The 23,895-nt window shown below is 59.5% G+C and carries 19 protein-coding genes, 1 tRNA gene and 2 pseudogenes; 10 read left to right on the top strand and 12 right to left on the bottom strand.

Annotation, left to right across the window (positions count from 1 at the left end):
- The first annotated feature begins 29 nt into the window (after window positions 1-29).
- Window positions 30-106 (top strand) — tRNA-Met (locus tag CKW21_RS05015).
- A 176-nt stretch (window positions 107-282) separates the two neighbouring features.
- Here the strand turns inward: CKW21_RS05015 and CKW21_RS05010 are convergent.
- On the bottom strand, window positions 283-1,392 hold the full coding sequence (locus tag CKW21_RS05010; RefSeq protein ID WP_095192913.1) for a DUF2817 domain-containing protein: 1,110 nt from the start codon (window positions 1,390-1,392) through the stop codon (window positions 283-285).
- Window positions 1,393-1,557: 165 nt separating this feature from the next.
- Between CKW21_RS05010 and ggt the strand changes: the two genes are divergently transcribed.
- The gene (ggt, locus tag CKW21_RS05005) at window positions 1,558-3,399 is read left to right on the top strand and encodes a gamma-glutamyltransferase (protein WP_095192912.1); all 1,842 of its coding nucleotides are present in this window, start codon (window positions 1,558-1,560) and stop codon (window positions 3,397-3,399) included.
- A gap of 65 nt (window positions 3,400-3,464) precedes the next feature.
- Here the strand turns inward: ggt and ddlA are convergent, their stop codons facing one another.
- The 5 genes and pseudogenes from ddlA to CKW21_RS04985 all read right to left on the bottom strand — a co-directional run bounded on the left by ddlA (window position 3,465) and on the right by CKW21_RS04985 (window position 8,156).
- Window positions 3,465-4,559 (bottom strand): D-alanine--D-alanine ligase, encoded by a 1,095-nt coding sequence (gene ddlA, locus CKW21_RS05000; protein WP_095192911.1) that lies wholly within the window; start codon window positions 4,557-4,559, stop codon window positions 3,465-3,467.
- Window positions 4,560-4,606: 47 nt separating this feature from the next.
- On the bottom strand, window positions 4,607-5,206 hold the full coding sequence (locus CKW21_RS04995; protein ID WP_095192910.1) for a flavin reductase family protein: 600 nt from the start codon (window positions 5,204-5,206) through the stop codon (window positions 4,607-4,609).
- A 191-nt stretch (window positions 5,207-5,397) separates the two neighbouring features.
- Window positions 5,398-5,835: pseudogene (locus CKW21_RS32200) on the bottom strand (methyl-accepting chemotaxis protein); the annotation flags it as partial.
- Between the two features lie 102 nt (window positions 5,836-5,937).
- Window positions 5,938-6,624, bottom strand: a pseudogene (locus CKW21_RS32195) (PAS domain-containing protein); the annotation flags it as partial.
- A 218-nt stretch (window positions 6,625-6,842) separates the two neighbouring features.
- Window positions 6,843-8,156: an MFS transporter gene (locus CKW21_RS04985; protein WP_095192908.1), complete on the bottom strand. Its 1,314-nt coding sequence runs from the start codon at window positions 8,154-8,156 to the stop codon at window positions 6,843-6,845.
- Window positions 8,157-8,358: 202 nt separating this feature from the next.
- Here CKW21_RS04985 and CKW21_RS04980 point away from each other — a divergent pair, with 202 nt between their 5' ends.
- The 4 genes from CKW21_RS04980 to CKW21_RS04965 all read left to right on the top strand — a co-directional run bounded on the left by CKW21_RS04980 (window position 8,359) and on the right by CKW21_RS04965 (window position 12,304).
- A complete protein-coding gene (locus tag CKW21_RS04980) occupies window positions 8,359-9,777 on the top strand; it encodes a short-chain fatty acid transporter (protein ID WP_095192907.1) in 1,419 nt (472 codons plus the stop codon).
- 227 nt (window positions 9,778-10,004) lie between these two features.
- Window positions 10,005-10,325: a hypothetical protein gene (locus CKW21_RS04975; protein ID WP_095192906.1), complete on the top strand. Its 321-nt coding sequence runs from the start codon at window positions 10,005-10,007 to the stop codon at window positions 10,323-10,325.
- Between the two features lie 148 nt (window positions 10,326-10,473).
- A complete protein-coding gene (locus CKW21_RS04970; RefSeq protein ID WP_095192905.1) occupies window positions 10,474-11,646 on the top strand; it encodes a hypothetical protein in 1,173 nt (390 codons plus the stop codon).
- Between the two features lie 142 nt (window positions 11,647-11,788).
- Window positions 11,789-12,304, top strand: coding sequence for an SET domain-containing protein-lysine N-methyltransferase (locus CKW21_RS04965; protein ID WP_095192904.1), 516 nt, complete (start codon window positions 11,789-11,791; stop codon window positions 12,302-12,304).
- 90 nt (window positions 12,305-12,394) lie between these two features.
- On the opposite strand, the gene can is transcribed toward CKW21_RS04965, so the two are convergent.
- Complete coding sequence (gene can / locus CKW21_RS04960) at window positions 12,395-13,039, bottom strand: carbonate dehydratase (protein WP_095192903.1); 645 nt, start codon at window positions 13,037-13,039, stop codon at window positions 12,395-12,397.
- Between the two features lie 140 nt (window positions 13,040-13,179).
- Between can and CKW21_RS04955 the strand changes: the two genes are divergently transcribed.
- Window positions 13,180-13,560, top strand: coding sequence for a serine kinase/phosphatase (locus CKW21_RS04955; protein ID WP_095192902.1), 381 nt, complete (start codon window positions 13,180-13,182; stop codon window positions 13,558-13,560).
- A 109-nt stretch (window positions 13,561-13,669) separates the two neighbouring features.
- Here the strand turns inward: CKW21_RS04955 and rimI are convergent, their stop codons facing one another.
- Complete coding sequence (rimI, locus tag CKW21_RS04950; RefSeq protein WP_007978046.1) at window positions 13,670-14,122, bottom strand: ribosomal protein S18-alanine N-acetyltransferase; 453 nt, start codon at window positions 14,120-14,122, stop codon at window positions 13,670-13,672.
- Entirely contained in the window at window positions 14,115-14,861 is a 747-nt protein-coding gene (locus CKW21_RS04945) for an energy transducer TonB (protein WP_095192901.1), read from the bottom strand. Before CKW21_RS04945 ends, rimI begins: the two co-directional genes overlap by 8 nt.
- Before the next feature lie 206 nt (window positions 14,862-15,067).
- Here CKW21_RS04945 and mksB point away from each other — a divergent pair, with 206 nt between their 5' ends.
- The 3 genes from mksB to mksF are packed head-to-tail and all read left to right on the top strand — an operon-like array spanning window position 15,068 to window position 19,882.
- Window positions 15,068-16,348: an Mks condensin complex protein MksB gene (gene mksB / locus CKW21_RS04940; RefSeq protein ID WP_170948629.1), complete on the top strand. Its 1,281-nt coding sequence runs from the start codon at window positions 15,068-15,070 to the stop codon at window positions 16,346-16,348.
- Complete coding sequence (gene mksE / locus CKW21_RS04935; protein ID WP_095192899.1) at window positions 16,338-17,045, top strand: Mks condensin complex protein MksE; 708 nt, start codon at window positions 16,338-16,340, stop codon at window positions 17,043-17,045. The genes mksB and mksE overlap by 11 nt, the downstream gene beginning before the upstream one ends.
- On the top strand, window positions 17,042-19,882 hold the full coding sequence (mksF, locus tag CKW21_RS04930) for an Mks condensin complex protein MksF (protein WP_095192898.1): 2,841 nt from the start codon (window positions 17,042-17,044) through the stop codon (window positions 19,880-19,882). The genes mksE and mksF overlap by 4 nt, the downstream gene beginning before the upstream one ends.
- A gap of 221 nt (window positions 19,883-20,103) precedes the next feature.
- On the opposite strand, the gene CKW21_RS04925 is transcribed toward mksF, so the two are convergent.
- From CKW21_RS04925 to CKW21_RS04915, 3 genes are read right to left on the bottom strand one after another with little or no spacing between them, the layout of a single operon-like run.
- Window positions 20,104-22,407 (bottom strand): PqiB family protein, encoded by a 2,304-nt coding sequence (locus CKW21_RS04925; protein WP_095192897.1) that lies wholly within the window; start codon window positions 22,405-22,407, stop codon window positions 20,104-20,106.
- Window positions 22,400-23,023, bottom strand: a complete 624-nt coding sequence (locus CKW21_RS04920) for a paraquat-inducible protein A (protein WP_095192896.1) — start codon at window positions 23,021-23,023, stop codon at window positions 22,400-22,402. The genes CKW21_RS04925 and CKW21_RS04920 overlap by 8 nt, the downstream gene beginning before the upstream one ends.
- Window positions 23,010-23,669 (bottom strand): paraquat-inducible protein A, encoded by a 660-nt coding sequence (locus CKW21_RS04915; protein WP_095192895.1) that lies wholly within the window; start codon window positions 23,667-23,669, stop codon window positions 23,010-23,012. The genes CKW21_RS04920 and CKW21_RS04915 overlap by 14 nt, the downstream gene beginning before the upstream one ends.
- Window positions 23,670-23,895 lie beyond the last annotated feature (226 nt).

Below are 23,895 nucleotides of genomic sequence, written 5' to 3'. Positions count from 1 at the left end.
GCATTACCGGTGAATAATGCGCGCCACTTGGCTACATAGCTCAGTTGGTTAGAGCATAGCATTCATAATGCTGGGGTCCGGGGTTCAAGTCCCTGTGTAGCCACCAAGTACTAAAAACGGCTTACCGAAAGGTAGGCCGTTTTTTTATGTCTCGAGAAAATGGTCGCTGAACTGTAGGAGCGAGCTTGCTCGCGATGGACTCATGAGCACCGCTTTTAGCCAGTGAACACGCGTATTCGTTGACGACCATCGCGAGCAAGCTCGCTCCTACACGAAACGGCCTCAGATACGAACCGTCGGCAGCGCCGACAATGCCCGCTCCCAGATCTGCCAGGTCCGCAGCCAGACCATGGCCTGCCAATCGCTATCGGCCGGGTTGAACTGCTCAAGCAGATTCAGTTTGATTTCACGCCCTGCGGCATCATTTGGGTTGCCATGCAAATGCAGCCAGTGGTCGTCACGCAAATGACGATGCACATCCGCCCCCGGATAGGTCCCGCACTCAATGACGAACGGTATCAACCGCACTTGCGGCAACGCATTGATCAACGCCTGCGAGGTATAACCGGTGGCAGTCGCTGCAACGCCGGTCTCGCTCAGGGTGTCGGCACCGGTGTGTAAGGTGTAGAGCCACGGGCCATAAATGGCCTGGGCATCGGCCAGCGCCGGATACGCCGCTTCGGTGATCGTCAGCAACATGGGATGACCATACTCGCCGGCACCGGTGTGCAGGTCAAAGCACATGGCGACATCGGCATGCGCTACATGCGTTTGAATGATCCGGTGCAAGGTGCGATTCGACCAACTCGGCGCCAGCCCGCCGTAAAACAATCCATCGGGATGTGCATGCTGCCCGCCCTCGACAATCGACATCACCGCCGGCCACCCATGCTCGCGGATCTGCGCATCAAGCAAGGCATCGGCGCGATCACGCTCAGGACCGTGCAATTGTGCGCACGCATAGATTTCGTGCAGCGCGTCATAGGCCTGATTGTCCGGCAATGGACCGTCGAAGTTCAGATGATTGCGGTTCAGGTCGATGTTGTCTTCGTTGACCCGGCGCAACCAGGCCATGCCCCAGGGATTGATCGAATGGATTATCACCACGGCGACATCGGCCGGCAGCGAGCGCTTGCCCAATTCCTGCAGCCACTTGATCTGGCAACCCGAGCCATAGAAGCCCTCGACACCATGGGTGCCGCTCAACGCAACCAGCAAGCGTTTGGCGGCAGGATCGCCAAGCACCGCCACATCAGTGCTCAAGTGCTCGCCGAATGGCCCCCTGAGCGGGTGCGGATACTCGGTCAGCGTCGCCCCGGCCGCAGTCGCCGCCGCAAGGAATTGTTCGCGCTGGGAACGGTAGCTTGGCTGAGTCGGAAACTCGGTCTGCATGGTTGCCTCTTGTTGGTTTTCTGACCTGACTATTGGCAACGACCCTACAGAAATTCCACCCATTCATGAAGGACAAAAGCGTCTTTTAACGGGACCCGGTTTGCGTCACCCCGTAGGGGTCGATAAAGTCCGCTGACCCTTTATCCAACGGACGGAGTGCCCAACGTGCTTTCAGCCTTCCACTTGAGCCGCTTTCGCCTGACAGCACTGTCGCTGATCGCCACTGCTTTAACCTTGGCTGCCTGCAGCGCCCCGCCCTCCTCGCCATCGTCGACGCTGCCGCTCGCACCGGAAAGCGCTTCTGGCTATCGCACCGATCTGCAGACCCGACACGCCACGCATCACATGGCGGCAGCGGCCAACCCGCTCGCGGCCGAAGCCGGACGGGAGATGCTGCGTCGCGGTGGTTCGGCCATCGATGCGGCGATTGCGATGCAGGCGGTTCTTACGCTGGTCGAGCCGCAATCGTCAGGTATCGGCGGTGGCGCATTGATCGTGCTCTGGGATGGCAAGACCGTACGCACTTACGATGGTCGCGAAACGGCACCGGCGGGCGCTACCGAGAAGCTGTTCCTGCAAGCCGACGGGCAACCGATGCCGTTCACCCAGGCTCAGATTGGCGGGCGTTCGGTGGGTACACCAGGGGTATTGCGCGCACTCGAACTGGCCCATCAAAAACACGGACGCTTGCCATGGGCGCAGCTGTTTGAACCGGCCATCGAACTCGCCGAGCAAGGTTTCGCCATCTCGCCGCGCCTTCACTTACTGATCGCCTCAGACTCGAAGTTGCGCAATTCACCCGAGATGGCGGCGTACTTCCTGAATACCGATGGCAGCCCGAAAGCCATAGGCACACGTCTGAAAAACCCGGCTTTGGCCGTCGTGTTCCAGCGCATTGCCAAAGAAGGCGCGGATGCCTTGTACAAAGGCGCTATCGCCCAAGAGATCGTGGCCAAGGTTCAGGGCCATGCCAACCCGGGCAGTCTGTCGCTGAACGACCTTCAACACTACCGCGCCAAGGAGCGCGCCCCTCTGTGCACCGACTACAAACGCTGGCAGGTTTGCGGCATGCCGCCGCCGTCATCGGGGGGGATTGCCGTGGCGCAGATACTCGGCACGCTGCAAGCCCTGGAGACACGCGACAAACGCTTTGCCCTGGCGCCCATGAAACCGGTCAAGTCCAATGCTCCCGCCGGCATCGAACCTGCCGCCCAAGCAGTGCACCTGATATCGGAAGCCGAGCGGCTGGCCTATGCCGATCGCGCCCAATACGTGGCCGATACAGACTTTGTGCCGGTGCCCGTCAAGGGTCTGGTCGACCCGACGTATCTGGCGAGTCGCGCCGCTCTGATCGGTGAACGCAGCATGGGCACGGCTCAACCGGGTACGCCACCGGGCATTCAGGTGGCTTACGCGCCGGATCGGTCGCCGCTGCGAATCTCCACCTCGCAAGTGGTGGCCGTCGATGACCAGGGTGGCGCCGTCTCCATGACCACCACCATCGAATCCGCCTTCGGCTCCCACCTGATGGTTCAAGGCTTCCTGCTCAATAACGAGATGACCGACTTTTCGTTCATCCCCGAAGAGAATGGGCAAAAAGTGGCCAACCGCGTCGAACCGGGCAAGCGCCCTCGTTCGTCCATGGCCCCCACGTTAATTTTCGACCGCCAGAGCGGTGAATTCGTCGCCAGCGTCGGCTCACCCGGCGGCTCGCAAATCATCGAATACGTCACCAAAACCACCGTCGGCCTGCTCGACTGGAACCTTGATGCACAAGCGGCCATCAACCTGCCCAACTTCGGCAGCCGCAACGGCCCCACCGAACTGGAACGCGGGCAGTTCAGCCCGGCACTGATCCGGGAGTTGAAAGACAAAGGCCACAGCGTGAGCGAGATCGACATGACCAGCGGCACCCAGGCGATCGTTCGAGTCAAGGATGCGCAGGGCAAAGCATCACTGGCAGGAGGCGCCGACCCTCGGCGCGAGGGTGAAGCGTTGGGGGATTGAGCGGTCAATGTAAGGGCTTGCAGCGTGGCAAGCCCTCTTATCAATAACCCGAAATCACACAGCCTTTAACGACTGATTTTCAGCGTCCGTCGAGCCTGATGTTTTTCCAAGGCCAGTTCGATCAACCGTGTGACCAATTCACTGTAGGTCATTCCAGTGGCTTGCCACAGTTTCGGGTACATGCTGATGCGGGTGAAGCCCGGCAGCGAATTGATTTCGTTGATCAGCACTTCGCCGTTGTCGGTCAGAAACACATCGACCCGCGCCAGCCCGGAGCATCCCAGCACCTGAAACGCCTCGACGGCCATGGCACGGATGCGCTCGCTGGCCTCTGCGCTGATATTGGCCGGGACCACCACCTCAGCGGCCTTGTCGTCGATGTACTTGCTGTCGTAGGAATAGAACCCGCCATGCACCACGATCTCGCCGCAACCGCTGGCGATGGCGTCGTCATTGCCGAGCACAGCACATTCGATCTCGCGGCCACTGACGGCTGACTCGACCAGCACTTTTTCATCAAAGCCCAGTGCCAGTGCGACCGCCGCCGTGTATTCGGCTTCGTCGGTGACCTTGCTCACGCCAACGGATGAGCCCTGGTTTGCCGGTTTGACGAACAGTGGCAGGCCTAATTTGCCCACTACCTCATCGAATCGGCTGCGCGCTGCGGTGGTGCGGGTCAGGGTAACGAACGGCGTGACGGCCAGTCCGGCGTCCCTTAGCAGGCGCTTGCTGATGTCCTTGTCCATGCACACTGCCGAACCCAGCACATCGGAACCGACAAATGGTAGATCAGCCATACGCAGCAGACCTTGCAGGCAACCGTCCTCACCCAGGGTGCCGTGGACAATCGGGAAAATCACATCGACGTGTCCCAACAGCTCCTGACTGGAAGTTTCCACCAGCTGCTGACTTGCCTTGCCCGGTACGACCGCCAATTCGCGGTTCGATTGATTGAGGGCAATCAAGGCCGGATTTTCCTGGTTCAGAAGGAAGTTCGAAGGGTCGTTGAGGTGCCAATGCCCCTGTTTGTCGATGCCGATCAACACCGGTTCGAAACGCGAACGATCCAGGGCATCGACGATATTTTTCGCCGACTGCAGCGACACTTCATGCTCTGCCGAGCGGCCGCCAAAGATAATGCCTACACGCAATTTACTCATTGCCAAACCTCGATGTGATTGTGCAAACGGCTCTCGTCTTCGCCACCTTACGGTTGCATCGTCTTGCCGTCCACCGGCTCGCCAATGGTCAAAAAGTGCCCACCCGCCACATGGTGCAAGGTGCGCAACGCGTCTTGCCCTTCGAAGTGCCACCGCCCGTCACTGAACACGCGCTCGTCGGCCTGAGCGGCAATCACTTCGGCCAGGAACAGATCATATTGTTGATGGTTATCCGGCTCCGGCAGCAGTCGGCATTCCAGCCAGGCGACGCAGCCATCGAGCATCGGCGCGTCGATCAAGTCGGCATTGAAGGTCTGCAAGGCATAGGTCTGGAACTTGTCACGTCCCTGATCCCGAGTCAGCTCCAGACCGGACGTCGAACCGACTGTTTGCACGATATCGGCCTGTGCGGCGCAGGGAACGTTCAGCACGAAGGTGCCCGAGGCCTCCAGCAATCGGCGGGTCCAGGTGGACTTGTCCAGCACCACGGCGATTTTCGGTGGTTCGAAATCCAGCGGCATGGCCCAGGCCGCCGCCATGATATTGCGCTCCCCTCCATGAGCTGCGCTGACCAGCACGGTTGGCCCGTGGTTGAGCAAACGATAAGCCTTGGGCAAAGGGACCGGGCGGCGGTGGGAAACGCTCATGGATGTCTGCTCCTTGGGAAAAAAGCCGATTGTAGCGGCATAAAAACCCAAAAAACCTGTAGGAGCGATGCTTGCTCCGGGCGGCGTTCCGACGATGGACGTCAACGACAACGCGTGCTGCTTGAATGCTCGCGCTGACCAGACGATCTTCGCGAGCAAGCATCGCTCCTACAGGGAAATGCAGCGCTGACTCAAGTCGACAACTGATTGGCGAACTGTCCTACCGCATTCACGACTTTCTGGGCGCCGTCCTGGATCTCGACAATCACCGTGCCCGCTTCTGCTGCCAGCGCCAGCCCCTGTTCCGCCTGAAGCTTGCCGTCGGTCATCAGGGCCACGGCGTTGCGGGCCATGTCCTGGTTTTGACGCACCACCAGCACAATCTCATCGGTGGCCTGGCTGGTGCGCGAGGCCAGTTGCCGAACCTCGTCCGCCACCACCGCAAAACCTCGCCCTTGCTCACCGGCGCGCGCGGCTTCGATAGCGGCATTGAGCGCCAGCAGGTTGGTTTGTTCGGCGATGCCGCTGATGGTTTTGACGATGGTGCCGATCACCAGCGACTGTTCGTTCAGGGCTTCGATACCGTCGCCAGCGGTTTGCATATGCTTGGCCAGATCACGCATCACGTCCACCGCCTGCGTCACCACGGCGTTGCCACGCTGGGCGCTCTGGTCAGTTTGCTGCGACGTGCTGTAGGCAATGTTCGCGGCGTCGGCGACGGCTTGTTCCTGATTGACCTGATCGGTAATCACTGTGGCGAACTTCACTACTTTGTAGAGTTTGTTGTTGGCATCGACCACTGGGTTGTAGGACGCCTCCAGCCAAACCGTACGACCATGGCTGTCGATACGCTTGAACCGGCCTGCCACGTACTCACCCGCATTCAGGCGACGCCAGAAATTCTGGTATTCCGAACTGTTGTACTCCTCCGGCAGGCAGAAGGTACGGTGATGCTTGCCTTTGATCTGCGCCAGGCCGTAACCCATGCCGGAGAGAAACCGGTCGTTGGCTGTCAACACGTTGCCATTGAGGTCGAACTCGATCACTGCGGTCGAACGCACCAACGCACCGATCAGGTTTTCATGTTCACGGGAGGCTTCGATGGTGCGGGTCAGGTCGCTGGAGAAAATCGAGAAATGCTTGATCCGGCCATCTGCCGAGCGCACGGGCTGCAGGATCGAACGCAACCACGCTTCCTGACCCGTCCCGCGCAACAGGCGCACGGCACCGGCGAAGTGTTCGCCACGGTTCATTGCAGTTTTGAAGCGCTGCTGGAATTCGTCGGTTTTCACATGATCCGGAACGATGTCTTCGATGTGTCGTCCGATCAGCTCGTTGCTCTTGTAGTGCATCTCACTGAGAAAGTTCTGGTTGACCGACTGCACCCGCCCATCAGGATCGAGAGTCAGCACGAGCATCTCGCTTTCCAGGCTTTCCTTCACTTGCTGAAGGCTGGAGAGTTCTTCACGGAGAGCCGACAGCTCCTGCTTCAAGCGTTTATTGAACATGGGACGCACCGATGGACTGGGAAAGAAAGCGATATGCAGCCTAGCCATCGGCACTGTGAGTCGTTTCTGAAGAGCGCTTCAGCTTTGTCCTACAAAAATAGTTACGGCGTACCAGCCGCCACTGTTGCTCACATGGCGCCAGCAGTCGAACAACTGGACACCCTGGGCATCCGCGCGCCGAAATACACTGCACTGCTCACGCCGACCGCGCCCATCACCGCGCAGAAAATCACACAGATCCATGGGCTCCACGGCATCAGACCGATCAACAGCAACGGCGTGATGCTCGCCCAAGCGGCGTAAGCAATGTTGTAGGTAAAGGAAATGCCTGAAACACGAATCCGCGCCGGGAACAGGCTGACCATCACTGACGGCACCGCACCGACCACTCCGCAACAGAGGCCGGCGACCGCGTAGGCCAGACCGATCCAGTTACCACCGCTGATCAAACAGGTGTAGAGCACGCCAATGCCCAGCGGCAGCAGCAGGCTATAGAGCATGACGGTGCGCCAGGCGCCGATGCGGTCGACCAGTAACCCGGCAAGCACGCAACCGATGTTCAGGAATACGATGCCCAAGGCGCTCAAGGCGAACGTGTGGCTGGCGGTCATGCCGAAGGTTTTCTGCATCATGGTCGGGGTGATGACCACGAACACCACCACCGCCGAGGTCAGCACGCAGGTCAGTATCATCGCCGGCAACATGGCCAGCCGATGCTCGCGCAGAACCGCGCGCAGCGGCAGCTCGACCTTCTCTTCGCGCCGGGACTGCATGGCCATGAACACCGGGGTTTCGCTGAGCCAGCGGCGCAGCCAGACGCCGATCACGCCGAACACGCCGCCCAGCAGGAACGGGAGGCGCCAGGCGTAATCGAGGATTTCCGTCGGGGTGAAGGCCTGGGCCAGGAACGTCGCCGTCAAGGCGCCGAGCAAATAGCCAAAGGTCAATCCCGCCTGCAGGAAGCCCAAGGCGTAACCGCGATGGCCAACCGGCGCATGCTCGGCAACGAATACCCAGGCGCTCGGCACTTCACCGCCCACCGCCGCCCCCTGCAAGACTCGCAGCAGCAACAGCAACAACGGTGCGAAATAGCCGATCTGCGCGTAAGTCGGCATGATCCCGATCAGCAGACACGGCAGCGCCATCATCAGAATGCTCAGGCTGAACACCTTCTTGCGTCCCAGCCGGTCAGCGAAATGCGCCATCAGGATTCCGCCCAGAGGGCGCGCCAGGTAACCGGTGACAAAGATCCCGAAGCTTTGCAGCAACCTCAGCCACTCGGGCATTTCCGGCGGAAAGAACAGTTGGCTCAAGGTCAGCGCGAAAAATACGAAAATGATGAAATCGTAGATTTCCAGCGCCCCGCCGAGCGCCGCAAGGCCGAGGGTCTTGTAGTCCGAGCGGCTGAACGGCACCGGGCGCGAATCGATAATGACAGTCATGGAAAGAACTCTGGCACAGGCAAAAACCAAGGCGCCCATGGTCTACGCAAATGCGCCTGTGGACAACCCGTTAGACCAAAGTCCCATTGCCGCAAAACAGCCCCGCAAAAAACCTCCGCTTGTTTTACTGTTAGCGCCTGTCCAGACGGGCCGTCCTGCCGCCCCGAAGACCACAACAAACATAAAAATCCGAGGTACTCCCGTGGCCGCTGATATCGAAGATAGCCGCTCCGCCCGCTTTGCCCTGCGCTGCTCAAGCTTTGCCGAACGCTGGTTCCCCGACTCTTGGGTGTTTGCCGCCCTGGCGGTGATTATCGTCGCCGTGGCCACCATGGTCATGGGCGCCAAACCCACCGACGCCGCCATGGCGTTTGGCGACGGTTTCTGGAGCCTGATCCCCTTCACCATGCAGATGGCTTTCGTGGTGATTGGCGGGTACGTGGTCGCCAGTTCACCACCGGCGGTGAAGCTGATTGACCGGCTGGCGAAGCTGCCGAAAAACGGCCGCTCCGCCGTGGCCTGGGTCGCCTTGATTTCCATGGTCGCATCGCTGCTTAACTGGGGGCTGTCACTGGTTTTCGGCGGCCTGCTGGTGCGTGCCCTCGCCCGCCGTACCGATCTGAAAATGGACTACCGCGCCGCCGGTGCCGCAGCTTACCTCGGGCTCGGCGCGGTATGGGCTCTGGGCCTGTCGTCGTCTGCGGCACAATTGCAGGCCAACCCGGCGAGCCTGCCACCGTCGATTCTGTCGATCACCGGGGTGATTCCATTCACCCAGACGATCTTTCTCTGGCAGTCCGGTGTGATGTTGCTGGCACTGATGGTCATTTCGCTGATCATTGCCTACGCCACCGCCCCAGGCGCGCACTCGGCACGTGACGCCAAGGCATGCGGTGTCGACCCGAGTTTCAACCTGCCCCCCCTGCAACCGCGCACCCGTCCGGGCGAATGGCTGGAGCACAGTCCATTGCTGACGATCCTCCTGGTGCTGCTGGCCGCCGGATGGCTGTTCCACGAGTTCTCGACCAAACCGGCGATCAGCGCGATTTCCGGCCTGAACACTTACAACTTCCTGTTCATCATGCTCGGTGCCCTGCTGCACTGGCGCCCGCGCAGCTTCCTCGATGCTGTGGCGCGTGCGGTGCCGACCACCACGGGCGTGCTGATCCAGTTCCCGTTGTACGGCTCGATCGCTGCGTTGATGACCACGGTCAAAGGTACCGACGCGCAGACCCTGGCCCACCACATCTCGACCTTTTTCGTCAGCATCGCCTCCCACGACACCTATGCGGTGCTGATGGGTGTGTATTCGGCAATTCTTGGCTTCTTCATCCCCTCCGGCGGCGGCAAGTGGATCATCGAAGCGCCGTACGTGATGCAGGTGGCCAATGACCTGAACTACCACCTCGGCTGGGCCGTGCAGATCTACAACGCCGCCGAAGCCCTGCCCAACCTGATCAACCCGTTCTACATGCTGCCGCTGCTGGGCGTGCTGGGGTTGAAGGCGCGGGACCTGATCGGATTCTCGTTCGTGCAGTTGCTGGTGCACACGCCGTTGGTGCTGGTGTTGCTGTGGGCATTGGGTACGACGCTGGTGTATACGGCGCCGGTGATGCCGTAGAAACCAGGTTTCGTTGACTTGCCGGATCCTCGATCAAGCCCATCGGGGATCCGGCAGCGCTCATTCCTGGCCCCGAGCACAAGCAAAACCGACAAGCTGCATTCACCCTTCTTACGTTACCTGTGGTGTTGTCCCACTCGATTGATAGGCAAGCCCCGACTTCTCCTGCCCGTGTCCCGAAGTAACCTGTCCCGGATGACCGATCACATAACCCCGAGGAACATCCGATGACACCGATATCCAAAACACTGGAAGAGCTGATCAATGACATTTATCAGGACGGCAACGTCTCAGTGGTTGAATACAGAACGTTGCGAGACGATGCCGATCGCCGCATGGACGCCGTTATCCAGGCGTTCGGCCTGCACAACAATGTAACCGCCTTCCAAAAAGCAATGGATGTCGCCATTCAATTAATGCAGACCGCCATTATCGATGCCAAAAAAGCCAAACTGACCGATACGGGTGAGGCCATCGTCAAGGATGCTGTGGCGGCTCAAGTGGAATACTTGCGCGCCGGCAGCCAATTGGCGCTGCGCCTTCTGTGATCAACTGACCGAGTGCCAGCTCGCGAATACTTTTCGCGAGCTGGATTTCTTTCCCTCGAAAAATCCTCGATCACTGCTTTTCTACGCGATTGTGCTAATCCAGTATGAAGTGCCCCCATTTTGGAATCGCGCTGAAAAGGATCTGAGCATGTTCAAACTCGCAGGACTCACCCTCGCGGCACTTACCCTGAGTGCCGCCGCCCATGCCGACATCGGCCTGAAACTGGGCAGCACCGAACGCGTCACCCGCCTGTTTGCCTACCCCAACAACTGCAACGTGATTTGCTTTCGCAACTGGACGCTGGAGCAAACCGTCGAGCATTACCTGACTCAAAGCGTTCAGCGCGATGGCTACAGCGAGGCGAAGGTCCAGGTCAAAACCGATAACGGCCAGCTTTTCGCTGAAATCATCGGGGTACCCAGAAGCTATGAAAAACCGTTGACCGCACTGCTCGATGCTGGCGATCTGGCCTATAACGGCGCCAGCAAACTGAATGCCGACGGAAAATGGGCCTATAGCTGGTACTTTTTCCTGCCGTTGGGCATGGCGCTGGAAAACCGCAGAAGCGTCGAATTGCTGCACTTCCCGCCAGACTATTCGTTGACTCAGGCCCAGGACTACCTGAGGTCTGCCACGACCGATCGTTGGGCCTCGCTGCTGACCCTGAACGGCATCCCCGCCGAGCAGACGCCGGGGTTCCAGACCATCATCGACATCGCTCCCATTGCTGCGCCGTCCAACGCCGGCAAGGACCTGGAAGGGGTCTACGACTACTTCAAGGATTACCAGACCACCATGGTCAAGAATGTCAGCAAGACCGCCAGTGGCGAGGCATTGCCGATGGTCGCATTCGGGACACCGGTGCGTAACTGGATCAAGCAGCAATACGGGCCGACCGTGAACGTGCTGAGCCTGGCCACCATCAGCCCCGTCGATGGGGTGAAGGTGCCAGTGCTGGGTGCCAATCACCCGAGTTATATCTGGTATGCCGCAGACCCCGACAACTACACCGGCACCGACGCCAAGGCCAAGGCTGATGTGGCGGGCCTGAAAGTCATGGGCCAGGATTTGAGTGCCGCGTGCTGGCAGGCCGCGATGGGTAGCCAGCCGGACAGCAATCCCGACATTGAACTCAGAAGTTGCACCCAGACCTGGCAAGTGGCCCAGAAAGAAAAAACCTGCGAACTGTTCTACACCTCGATCCGCAGCCTGACGACCGCACAGGCCGTGGCCAAGTGTGCCTCAGCGACAATCGCGCCCCAGCTCAAACAACTCAAGGCGCCAGCGCCTGCCACTGCGAAGCCCGCTCCGCCGCTGTAAACCGATGAGCGGTGGTCGACCTGTCAGTAATGACAGTAGACCGCCCGCGTTATCTGCGAGAGGCTTGCACTGTATCCATGTTGCAGCGCTGACAGGATCGTCAGCGGATGGACGTCACGGCACTCAACCGACAAGGATCGTTATGAAAGCCAATGCATGGCGCAAGCCTCTTGCACCACCACCTGCGGGTGTCTACCCCTTTCCCGAGATTCCCCCCGAGCTCGGATTCCCCTCACTCGCCGACTTCGAAATTCTCAAAAACAACACAGGCAAGTCAGTGGCCATTGTGGCGTTACGCGAGTTTCCCCGCATGAGCCGAATCTGTCGGGTGTCGGGACATTTGCTGCCCTATCCCTGCCAACATACCCGACAACTGTCTCCCGGCGTGCACGTCTACGACCCACGTTTCTGCGGACTGCTGCGACACTCCTGCAATCCCAATGTCTATCTTGAACTGACCGATCTGTGGGTATGGGCGTTGCAGGACATCCAGAAAGGCGACCGGCTGACAATGGACTACACCGTCAGCGAAGAAAATCTGCTTCGTCAGTTCGCCTGTCGCTGTGGCTCGCACAACTGCCGGGGCTGGATAACAGGCTATGGTGAAATGCCGAATGCCGACGGCCAGCGTTTTTTACAACACTGGCGCCGGCCGTAGGAGCAACGCTTGCTCGTGATGGCAGACTTACAATCACCCTTGCAGTGAACGTCCGGCCCCTATCGCGAGCAAGCCAGGCGCCTACGGGTTTTACAGTGGCTCGAACGGACGCAGGCGATACTGCGGCGGTAATTGTTCGAAGCCGCTGATCGTGGTGTTCAAGCTCTTCCAGCGGCCATCCTTGATTCCGTAAATGCAGCCGTGGATCGACAAGCTCTGCCCGCGATGCCAGGCGTTTTGCACAATGCTGGTGTGGCCGACGTTAGCCACTTGCTGGATCACGTTGAGCTCACAGAGGCGATCGACCTGCTCCTCTTCGGTGGCCAATTGCGCGAGCTCTTCGCGCTTCTCGTAGTAAAGGTCTCGAATCGAACGCAGCCAGCCGTCAATCAGCCCGAACTGGCGATCCTGCATCGAGGCGCGCACGCCGCCACAGCCATAGTGGCCAGTGACGAGGATGTGTTTGACCTTGAGCACGTCGACCGCGTACTGGATCACTGACAGGCAGTTAAGGTCAGTGTGCAGCACCACGTTGGCCACATTGCGGTGTACGAACAGGTCGCCCGGCAGCATGCCGACGATTTCGTTGGCCGGCACTCGCGCATCGGAACAGCCGATCCACAGGTACTCCGGCGTCTGTTGGCGGGCCAGCTTGGCAAAAAAGTCCGGATCTTCCTTGGTGATCGCGTCAGCCCAACGCTCGTTGTTATCAATCAGGTCTTGTAAGTCGTGCATGCTGGGAGCCTCAAGAATGATTTGCTGCTTTGACAGACAACCGCCCGTCGGGGTCACGGAAAGATCGCAGGTGTTTTCCCTGGAATTCTCATGTGTCCAGTGAGTCAACTGTAGTAAGGCCCACAGTATGAGGATTGGCCATGACTGATTCACGACGTCCGTACGATGCGGTGCAACCGGAGCCCATTGATGATAACGAAGACCGCATGGGTTCGGTGCACGAGCTGGATTTCGATGAGGAAGAACCCGGCGCCAAAATCGGTGACGAACTGACGGACAGGGAGCGCGAGCAACAGATGCGGCGCCGACGCGTACGTGTAGACGACCATGAACCCACTGATGACGATATGAGCCCGGAAACCCTGATTCGGGAAGACGGCGCCCGGGATGCTCATGAACCCGGTTCAGACAATCAGGCTGATTGGGATTTGAGCATTGTCGATGAAGAGGACATCGGAGGTGGCAAGGGATTGGACGAAGCCGAGCTGGCGCGGCGTGATCCGCTCGACAGAAAGCGTTGAGAGTGTCACCAGTGAAGACGCCTTCGCGGGCAAGCCTCGTTCCTACGAGGTTTCGTCGTGTCCGAATAAGTCCTGTAGGAGCGAGGCTTGCCCGCGAAGCTTTTAGAGCTTAATCGACCAAGGTGCAGGCCATGACCACCGCATCTTCACGCCCACCCACCGCCGGGTAGTAATCTCGCCGCCGACCGATCTCATTGAAGCCATAGCGCTCATACAACTTGAACGCCGCTGTGTTGCTGTCGCGCACCTCCAGAAAACACTCCCGGGCGTCAGCCTTGTAGGCAATCGACATCAAATGCTCCAGCAGCGTCAAACCCAGGCCACGTCCCTGGTTTTCCGGTTTGACGGTGATGTTCAGCAAATGGGCTTCGTCGAGAATGATCTGCACCACGCCGTGACCGACCTGCTGCTGACCTTCAAACATCAGCCAGATCTGGTACTTGCCCAAGCCATCGAGAAAAATCCCGCGTGTCCACGGGTGGCTATAAGCGGCGTATTCGATTTTCAGTACGGTTTCCAGGTCCGCCTCGGTCATCGGGCGGAACGATACAGCATCACTCATTCGATTCTTTCCAGCGCGCCATCAGCCGACGCATGGCTTGCCAGACATCAGCCTTACGCTGTGGCTCTTCCATTAATGATTCCAGGCCCGGCAGGGCCCAGACCGAACCCAGGCCTTCGACCTGAAGTTCGCGGTTGTAGGATTCGGCGTTCGCCTCACCGGCAAAGCGCACCGCCGGCAGGCCGATCAGCCACAGGCAGACGCACGGTGCCTCTTCCAGGCGGGCCGAGAGAAATCCCTGCACGAAGTCGCGAGCGGCTTCCGGACCTTGATCCATGGTGCCTCGCACCAGCAGCGGCCAGCGCACCGGTTCGCCGACAATCTGCGGGCTGTCCGGCAGACCGGCGGCGCGCAGCATGTCCTTGAGCAGCAGATACGCAGGATCGCGACTCTGGAAGGCTTCGCCTGTGGGTAACTCCACCAGTAGCAGGCAGCGCCCGGCACGCAGCAATTGCAGGGCGAAACGCGGTGGTGGTACGGGTGCGACCTTGGCGACGACCGGTGCTTCTTCGACCTCTTCCACCGGTTTTGCCCCGGTGCGCGTACTCGCCAACGACGGCCGCGGCACCTCGATTTTCACCCGTTCGGCCGGTTTGACCACAGGTTCCACGGGAGCATAGGCCACAGGGGCTGGTGCTTGCGGGGCGACGACCAATGGTTCAAGCGGCTCCAGCAATTCGGGCCGCGACGGCGCAGCAAAGGGCAATTCGGTGCGCGGCAGCCAGTTGACCACCTGCATGGCGCTCAGATAGGCGCGGCGACGGGACTCGATAAGCAAAGGTCAGCCACTTGTGGATAACTAAAGTGCGGAGATTCTACCGCCCTTCGCTCAAGATCGCCCGCTGTTGATCGATAGAAAACTAACAGCCCGTCCCGAGAGTGAATCGCATCGCCCGCGATGCAGTACAATCGCGGCTTTTAATCGCCAACCAGCCGGCCATTCCGATGATCGAACCCAAGCGCGTCTTGCGCGCCCTCGCTGAACACTGGGCACTTCTGGAGCCACTGTGCGAGCACTTCGACCAGGGCACCCTGAGCCTCAACGAATTGCGTTCACAGTTGGCCGCCCAGCAACTGGACAGCACGCCGCAGGACATCACCAGCCTGCTGGACGTGTGGATTCGCCTCGACATCCTGGTTCCCGTGGCAAAAAGCCCGAACCGTTTCGAGCTCAACGCGCAGATTCACGACTTTCTTGCTTACCTGCGCCGTGAACACCGCCTGGGTCTGTGCCTGGAAATCGAAGCCTACCTGCGCCATCTCGAACGCCTGGCCGGTTACATCCAGGACGCCTTCGACATCCGCGATGGCAACGACCTGGCTCGCCAATTGCGCCTGCTCGACATGCGCGTGCGCGACGTACTGAAAAAACTCGCCAATGATGAACAGGCCCTGGTGGCCGTCGCCGAGCGAGCCAAGACCAGCGACCGACAGATCCCGTTGCGCCAGCGTTATGCAGAAGTGCTGGCAACCTGGGACGAATACGTCGAGCCAATGATCCAGCTGGTGAATGCCGACGGCGCTTTCGAACAAGGTGTGCGCAAGGTCGAAAACGTCCTGTTGAAGATGCTCACCGAACAGCAACGCCTCGGCCATCTGGTCGACGACGACATGCTGCTGCGCACCCACGCACGCATTCTCGAAATGCAGACCAGCGCCCAGCTGACCCTGCGTCACGCCCGTGAACTGCTGCTGCCGCTGCGTGAAGAAGCGCGCCGACACAACGCCGTGACCCGTGGCGCCGCGCTGGCCCTGTCGATGATTCGTCGCAAAGGCATCGACGCTGTGCCACAAGCAGCCATGCCGATGTTCACCCGCCCTCAGAGCACCTTTCTCGGCAGCGCCAGTCAGGTCGAGGCCTACGTTTACGCCTTGGCCCGTTTCGAACCGAAACCCGCGCGGTTCCCCAAGGCCCACAAGACGCACAAGGGCGGCGACGTACCCCGTGCGCCACGCACGGTCCGGGAGATGCTCGACCGTTGCGAAGACGCCCTGCCGATGCCGGACCTGATGACCTGGCTGCTGGAGCAGGAGCCGGACGGCGCCACCGACGAATTGCTGTACTGGTTCTCGCGCCTGTCCCGGGAAAAACGCTTCAAGCGCGAACGCCTGGAACGCCGCGATTACTACACACACGAGCACCAGGTCAGCCTGCGCTCCTTCGCCCTGCTCTCGGCCGGCGATGATGCCTCCGAGAATTCCGCGAGCACTCCACATGCATCTTGATCTATCCGAACTGTCCCAACTGGCACCGATCTTTCGCGAGCTGTTCAAGGGTTACCACGTCAGCCGCCGCGATCCGGAGCTGTACGCACAACTGTCGAACTTTCAAGACCAGTACCGCACGCTGTTCAAAGCCCTGGGATTTGAACTGGTGTGCGACACCCGTGGTTTCTACTACTTCGTGCCGGACCTCGCCGCCGCGGCGGTGAACAAGACTGCGCAGCGCCTGGCGCTGTTCACCTTCATTCTCGTCGAACACCTGGCCGACCAGGGCCGAGACCCGATCGCCGTGCTCGACGGTGGCAGCCTCGGTCGCGATGAATTGCCGTCGCTGCTGGAAAAGTACCGCGACCTGTTTATCCAGGCCGAAGTGCAGACCCAGGACGAGCTGGAAGAAAAAATCATGCGCCGCATGACCCAACTCGGTTTTGCCAGCGAAGAAAACGGCGTCTACCGCTTTCTGCCGCCGATGCACCGTTTCCTCGACGTCTGCCTGTCGGTTCAGCAGGACCGCGACCTGGCCGCCAGCCTGCACAGCGTGCTGCCATTGCCGGCACCGGTGCTGATCGACGAAGACAGTGACGAAAAACTGCTGCAGACCGACGATCCGCTTGATCTGAGCGAATTCGAAGGCGAAAGCGAAAGCGAAGAAGACGCTCTGGCCCGTGCCATTGCCGAAGAACAGGAGCTCGACGCATGAGCAAGGAACGCTACGGCATCCGCCGCTTTGCCCTCTTGAACACCGCCGGCTACAGCCTCGGCCTGTTTCCGCTGGAAGAGCCGCTGTCGGTTTACGGCGCGAACAACCTCGGTAAATCCGCATCGATCAACGCGCTGCAGTTCCCGATCCTGGCGCGTATGTCCGACATGAGTTTCGGCAAGTACAGCCTGGAACAATCCCGGCGCTTCTACTTCGCGTCGGACACCAGTTACATCCTGGTGGAAGTCTCGCTACCCCACGGCCCGCATGTGATTGGCGTGGTCGGCCGCGGCCCTGGCGGCGGTTTCGGTCACCAGTTCTTTGCCTACGCCGGCAAGCTGGACCTGGCCCATTACCAGAAGAACGATACCTGTCTGCGCCAGAAAGAACTGTTCACCAACCTCGAGCGCGAAGGCCTGAAAGCCTACGAGCTCAAGCCGGACGAACTGCGTCGCCTGCTGGTCGGCGGTCACACTTCGATCCCGCTGGACCTGACCCTGATCCCGCTGCGCTCCACCAGCGAACAGAGCCTGAAAACCTTCCGCGCACTGTTCATCAACCTGCTGCACATGCGCGAAATCACCGCGGCCAAGCTCAAGCAGCTGTTCCTCGATGCCTTCGAGCACAGCCTGCGTTCCGGCAGCGTGGATTACATCGCTGCGTGCGAAGAAGCCTTCCGCGATGTACGACGCATGGAACAGGACTACAACTCGCTGGTCGCCGCCGGCCCCTTGGTCGAAGCCCTGGCCAACGGCGTGAAGCAACGCGATGTGCTGCGCGGCAAACTGCATCGGCTGTCTCCGCTGCTCGACTCCCTGCTCGGCACCTGGTCGGACTACGCCAGTGCACGCAAGGAAGAGCTGACTATCCAGGCCGAGCACTACCGTCGCGAGCAGGATGACCTGCAAAACGACCAGCGTGGCGGCACCCAGGAACTGATGCGTCTGGAGCGGGAAATCAGCGGCATCCAGCGCTGGCTCGGGGAATTGTCGGTACTCAAGCATCGCTTTGCCCTGGTCGATGACGTCAAGGTGCTGGAACAGCAACTGCTCGCGGCCAAGGATGCTCACGACGAATTGGCCGGTGCGTTGGCGCAATCCCGTCAGTTCAGCGCCGAAGACCTGGAAGAGCGCCTGCGGGATCTGGAAAAACGCCTGAAGTCGGTCAAGCAGCAACTCGATCACGCCGACAACAACAGTTATGCCCGTTTGCGCGAAGAGTTTTCGCAGCAGGATGTCGAGCGTCTGATGCGTCTGTTCAACAGCGCGCTGTTCAGCCTGCCCCTGGGTGAGCACGGGATTGCGCTGGATGACAACGGCGACTGGGTCAAATCCGTGGAGCTGATTCTCGACGGTTTCAAAGGCGAGCGCTTCGAAGTGCCGGGCCTGTCGATCGACCTCTCGCACATCGAGCCGCCAGCCCTGCAAGCCTTGGCCGACCGTGCGGCACTGCGCGATCAGAAAGAGCGTCTGGACAAAGAACTCAAGCAACTGAAAACCCAGCAAGCCGTAGCCGCCGACCGCGCCGCGAGCAAGACCCAGACTGAAGCGCTGTACCAGCAAGTGCTGGATGCGCAGAAGGCGCTGGAAGACTTCCGTCGCGCTCAGACCTTGAGCGCCGAGGAAGGCGACAAGCTGGAACAGCTGGCGCAAATGGAAGCCGCGCAGGACGAATTGAAGCGCTCCAGCGACGCCTTCACCGAGCGCGTCCAGCAACTGTCGGCCAAGCTGCAACTGGTCGGCCGGCAGATCGCCGACATGGAAGCCAAGCAACGCACCCTCGACGATGCCTTGCGCCGCCGTCAATTGCTCCCGGCGGACCTGCCATTCGGCACGCCATTCATGGACCCGGTCGACGATTCCATGGACAACCTGCTGCCGCTGCTCAACGACTATCAGGACAGCTGGCAAGGCCTGCTGCGTGCCGACGGCCAGATCGAAGCGCTGTACGCACAGGTTCGCCTCAAGGGCGTAGCCAAATTCGACAGCGAAGACGATATGGAGCGTCGCCTGCAACTGCTGATCAACGCTTACGCGCACCGCACCGATGAAGCCCTGACCCTGGGCAAGGCCCGCCGTGCAGCCGTGACCGACATCGCGCGGACGCTGCGTAATATTCGCAGCGACTACGATAGCCTCGAGCATCAACTGGCGCTGTTCAACCGCGAGATCAACAAGCGCCAGGTCTCCAACCTGCAAAGCTTCCGCATCGTGCTCGCGCCTAACAAGGAAGCGCTCAAGCACATCGACCAGATCATCCACAGCGCCGGCCAGTACGAAGAAGGCGAGACGCTGTCGGTGTTCGACCTGAGCCAGAGCGCGGAACAGGACAACAAGAACGAAGAAGCCAAGGAATACCTGGCACGGCTGGTAGCCGCCAACCACAACCAGCTCGGCCTCAAGGACTTGTTCGAACTGGCGTTCGAGATCACCAAGGTCAACGGTCAGCCGGTGATCCACACCGATATCGACGGCGCCGCGTCCAACGGCACCACCATGACCATCAAGGCGCTGACCAACATGTATCTGTTGCTGCACTTGATGGATCGTGACCTGGCCGGGCGTGTGCGCTTGCCGTACTACCTCGACGAGGCAGCGGACATCGACGAGAAGAACCAGGCAGCGCTGCTGGAAACCAGTCTGCAACTGGGCTTCGTGCCGATCCTGGCCAGTGTGAAGCCGCAAGTCTGCGCCAGTGTCGCCATCGACCTGGAAGGCGGCAGCGGCCCGGCCGGCATCTATATCGACGAAGCGGACTGGAAGTACATTCGCCGTCACGATCAGGTGAAGGCGGCGGTCAATGTCGAAGCGGATGAGCCGGAGCTGGATGCGGTTTGATTTGCTTTAACTGATGGCAACAAAAAGGCCGCGATCCGATAGGGATCGCGGCCTTTTTTGTGGGGGTTCTTTTAGCTTTTCTTTGTGTTTGACGGCCCCTTCGCGGGCGAGCCCGCTCCCACAGGAGATTGCAGCTTACATAGAATCTGTGAGCAACCGAAAACCCTTTGGGAGTGGGTTTGTCCGCGAAGGCGTCATTACAGGCAACCTATCAAACCCTGCTATTTACCGAGGGAAATCTTCGGCGCCCAGGTCAGCCATTCCTCTTCAAACTTATCGAACAGCGGGAATGTCTGCTCCGGCTGCGCTGCACCGCCCATGCGTTCGCCGTCCGGAGTGGCAAACGCGACGCCCCCCTGAATCATGGTTTCCAGCGACTCAGTACGCATCGTCGCGCCTTTGAACAGACCGACATCAAAATCAAAACCACTGGTATTCCAGAAGCGGGTACCGCTACGCACCAACGGCGCATATTTCGGTTCGATCAGAATGTGGATCAACACCCGATCCGCGGTCTGCCCCAGTTCATACCCGGTCACCTTGCCCACCGTGATCTCACGATACGTTACCGGCACTCCGGCCTTCAAAGAACCACGACGGGCAGCACTCAAGACAAGACTCAGCCCGGCTTCGGCCTTGGCGGTCTCGGGGGGAGTTGCCAGTGCGACAAAGTTTTTCTGCGGGCCAAGGTTCTTCAGTGCAGGCTGTACTTCGATGTACTGCCCTGTCACCAACGTCTCCAGATTCGACGTTTTGATCAGTCCCAGCTCCGGTTTGACCACCCAGAATTCGCTTCCGACCCGCGCAATACGTTCAGGCACTTCAGTGATGCGTGCAGTCAGCAGTACAGATTGCAGATCATCGCTGAGGTCGACGTCTTCGACCTTGCCGACATCCAGCCCTTTGTAGCGGATTGGTGTCCCGACGCGCAGGCCATCGGCACGGTCAACCTTCAGCGTGATCACCGCGCCTTTTTGCGTGGCGTCTTCATGGCTGGCGAACAACCGGAACCGTGGTATGCGCCTCTGCAACGGCGCCTTGGCCTCCGGTGTTTCGAAGGCAATGCCGCCGGCCATCAGGCTCTGCAACGACTCACTCTTGACTTGAATCCCGCCGGTCAGCCCGCCCGTCAGCGTTATGCCGCTGGCGTTCCAGAACCGGGTCGACGCGTTGACCAGATTTTCGTATTCCTTCTCGATGTGAACACCGATGACCAATTGGTTTTTCTTGCGCGAAAACTGATAGCTCTGAACCGACCCCACCTTGACCTGTTTGTAGAGAACCGGACTGCCGACTTCCAGCGAGCCGAGGTTTTCGGTGAACAGCACCAGGTGCAGGCCCGGCGAACGTAGATCCAGCGGCGGCGCTTTTGGCCGTGCCACGAACTCACGTTGCGGCGCAGCACCTTTGTCTCCGGGACGCACGGCGATGTAATTGCCTTTGACCAACGCCTCAAGGCCGGTAATGCCGGCAAGGGAGATCGAAGGTTTGACTACCCAGAACTGAGTGCCGTCGACCAGGTAGTCCTCGGCCAACGGGTCCAGCGTCAATTCGGCACTGGCGGTGGATAGATCCGGATCGACCTTGAGCGCCTTGAGCGTGCCGACCTGGATACCTTTGTACATGACCGGTGTCCGACCGGCCTGCAGGCCTTCGAAGTCACTGAGTTTGACCTTCACCTTGATCCCGGCCGCAGCCGCATCGAAGTCTTCGTAAAGACGGAATGGCAGGCTCGGGTCGGTGGGTGGACTGTCCTTGCGGTTTTCCGGTGTGGCGAAGGCAATACCGCCGGCAACGATGCTCGCCAGAGACTCGCTACGGACTTTCACACCGGACAGATTGGCGTCGATGCTGATACCGCTGGCGTTCCAGAAACGCGTGTGTTTACGCACCAGCTTGGCATAAGTCGGCTCGATGAAAACCTTGAGCTCAACGGTGCTCTGGTCCTCGGACAGCACAAAGCTTTTAATCTGACCGACCTTGATTTGCTTGTAGAACACCGGACTGCCGCGATTCAGCGAACCCAATCGATCGGCCTTGATTGTCAGGTGCAGACCCGGCTGCGCATCGGATAGCGGCGGCTCTTCAGCCAGCGCCTTGAACTTGCGGGTAGGCTCACCCTCACCCGGGCTGATCGCGACGTAGTTGCCCGAAACCAGCGTCTCCAAACCCGTAATCCCGGCCAGGGTCACGCTCGGCTTGACCAGCCAGAAGCGCGTGCTCGTACGCAGGTATTGCTCCACGTCCTTGTTCATCTCGACAGTGGCGATCACACCTTTGGAGCTGCCTTCATCATCGAGCTTGAGTGTCTTCACCTTGCCGACCGACATGCCTTTGTAGACCACTTCAGTCTTGTTGGCCTGGATGCCTTCACCGCTTTCGAAGCGCACCTGAATCTCGATGCCGGTTTCAGTATAGGCACGCCAGCCAAGCCAGCCGCCGATGATCAAGGCGATCAGGGGCAATACCCAGATCGCAGACCAGTTGGAGGCCGGTCGGGTTTTCGCTACAGGCAAATCAGTCATGGTCGTCGTCCGACTCCGTGTTATCCCAAATCAGTCGGGGATCGAAAGTTACTGCGGCAAGCATTGTCAGAATCACCACACTGGCAAACGCGATAGCGCCGAGATCCGCCTCGACACTGGCAAGCCGTCCAAAATTCACGACCGCCACCAGGATGGCGATCACAAAGATATCGAGCATCGACCAACGACCGATGAACTCGATAAAGCGATACATCCAGATGCGCTGCCGAGCCGAGAGTGGCTGGTGGCGCTGGACGGAGTACAGCAGCAGAGCGATACCTACCAGTTTGAAGGTAGGCACCAGGATGCTGGCAATAAACACCACAGCGGCAATGGGAATCATGCCGTGTTGAACCAGTTGAATTACACCGGACATGATGGTGCTGGGATCGCCTTTGCCCAGAGAACTCACCGTCATGATGGGTAATACATTGGCCGGTATGTAGAGAATTGCCGCGGTAATCAGCAATGCCCAAGTGCGCACCAGACTGTTCGGGCGCCGGGCATGAACCAGCGCACCGCAACGAGTACAGGTCTGCTCGTCGGTATCAGCTTCCTGCCTGTTCAATTCATGGCATTCCGCGCAAATCAGAATACCTGCATCAATCGCCCGCATGGGCATCCTCTCCTGACAGTGCCTGCCAGATCTGGTGAGGCGACATCACGACCTCCAACCAGACCTGAACCAATAACAAACCGATGAAGCAAGCCAGCCCGAGACCTACGGTCATGGCCGCCATATCTGCCAATTTGACGATCGCCACCAGTACGCCCATGAGGTAAACCTCGAGCATCCCCCAGTCTCGTAAATGGTGATAAATACGGTAGAGCAGCAAGCCGTAGCTGCGTCCAATATCGAAACGGATACTCAGCAGGACGACCAGTTGGCAAAGCAACTTGAGCAGCGGAATGCCCATGCTGCACAGGAACACAATCACGGAAACGCCTTGCATGTCCGTGTTGAAAAGGCCGACAACACCGCTCCAGACAGTATCTTGCGATGACTGCCCGAGTAGATTGAGCTGCATGATGGGTAAAAAGTTCGCCGGGACGAATAACAAAAGTGCCGCAATCACCAAGGCGAGACTGCGCTGCACGACGTTGTATCGATGGGCGTAAAGCTCGTAACCGCAGCGCGGGCACAGCGCTTTCTCGCCATGGGCGAGCTCGGGCTTGCGCATCAGCAAGTCGCACTCATGACATGCCACCAAATCGTCCAGCGGTAATTCTGACAGCCCGGAGGCGTCAACCGGATCTGGCATAAAGGCTCTGGCTCCGAAATAGTTGGACCTATTCTAGTGTCCCGAATAGAAAATAACTGTGCAAATTTGTGCGCGGGCAACCGTGCTTTTCTTGCACGCAAAACAAAACCCCTACCTGCATACGCAGATAGGGGTTTCGGAATTTAATCTTGACGATGACCTACTCTCACATGGGGAAACCCCACACTACCATCGGCGATGCATCGTTTCACTTCTGAGTTCGGGA

The organism is Pseudomonas sp. Irchel 3A7 (assembly GCF_900187565.1).
GTDB lineage: Bacteria > Pseudomonadota > Gammaproteobacteria > Pseudomonadales > Pseudomonadaceae > Aquipseudomonas.
The sequence above is the reverse complement of the archived record's forward strand: the minus strand, read 5'-3'. Positions and strand labels throughout refer to the sequence as shown.

Bases quoted from the DNA above. Each gene is read 5' to 3' on its own strand.
- CKW21_RS05010 (WP_095192913.1), bottom strand. From the start codon at position 1,392: ATGCAGACCGAGTTTCCGACTCAGCCAAGCTACCGTTCCCAGCGCGAA.
- ddlA (WP_095192911.1), bottom strand. From the start codon at position 4,559: ATGAGTAAATTGCGTGTAGGCATTATCTTTGGCGGCCGCTCGGCAGAG.
- CKW21_RS04995 (WP_095192910.1), bottom strand. From the start codon at position 5,206: ATGAGCGTTTCCCACCGCCGCCCGGTCCCTTTGCCCAAGGCTTATCGT.
- CKW21_RS04985 (WP_095192908.1), bottom strand. From the start codon at position 8,156: ATGACTGTCATTATCGATTCGCGCCCGGTGCCGTTCAGCCGCTCGGAC.
- CKW21_RS04975 (WP_095192906.1), top strand. From the start codon at position 10,005: ATGACACCGATATCCAAAACACTGGAAGAGCTGATCAATGACATTTAT.
- CKW21_RS04970 (WP_095192905.1), top strand. From the start codon at position 10,474: ATGTTCAAACTCGCAGGACTCACCCTCGCGGCACTTACCCTGAGTGCC.
- CKW21_RS04965 (WP_095192904.1), top strand. From the start codon at position 11,789: ATGAAAGCCAATGCATGGCGCAAGCCTCTTGCACCACCACCTGCGGGT.
- can (WP_095192903.1), bottom strand. From the start codon at position 13,039: ATGCACGACTTACAAGACCTGATTGATAACAACGAGCGTTGGGCTGAC.
- CKW21_RS04955 (WP_095192902.1), top strand. From the start codon at position 13,180: ATGACTGATTCACGACGTCCGTACGATGCGGTGCAACCGGAGCCCATT.
- rimI (WP_007978046.1), bottom strand. From the start codon at position 14,122: ATGAGTGATGCTGTATCGTTCCGCCCGATGACCGAGGCGGACCTGGAA.
- CKW21_RS04945 (WP_095192901.1), bottom strand. From the start codon at position 14,861: ATGCAGGTGGTCAACTGGCTGCCGCGCACCGAATTGCCCTTTGCTGCG.
- mksB (WP_170948629.1), top strand. From the start codon at position 15,068: ATGATCGAACCCAAGCGCGTCTTGCGCGCCCTCGCTGAACACTGGGCA.
- mksE (WP_095192899.1), top strand. From the start codon at position 16,338: ATGCATCTTGATCTATCCGAACTGTCCCAACTGGCACCGATCTTTCGC.
- mksF (WP_095192898.1), top strand. From the start codon at position 17,042: ATGAGCAAGGAACGCTACGGCATCCGCCGCTTTGCCCTCTTGAACACC.
- CKW21_RS04925 (WP_095192897.1), bottom strand. From the start codon at position 22,407: ATGACTGATTTGCCTGTAGCGAAAACCCGACCGGCCTCCAACTGGTCT.
- CKW21_RS04920 (WP_095192896.1), bottom strand. From the start codon at position 23,023: ATGCGGGCGATTGATGCAGGTATTCTGATTTGCGCGGAATGCCATGAA.
- CKW21_RS04915 (WP_095192895.1), bottom strand. From the start codon at position 23,669: ATGCCAGATCCGGTTGACGCCTCCGGGCTGTCAGAATTACCGCTGGAC.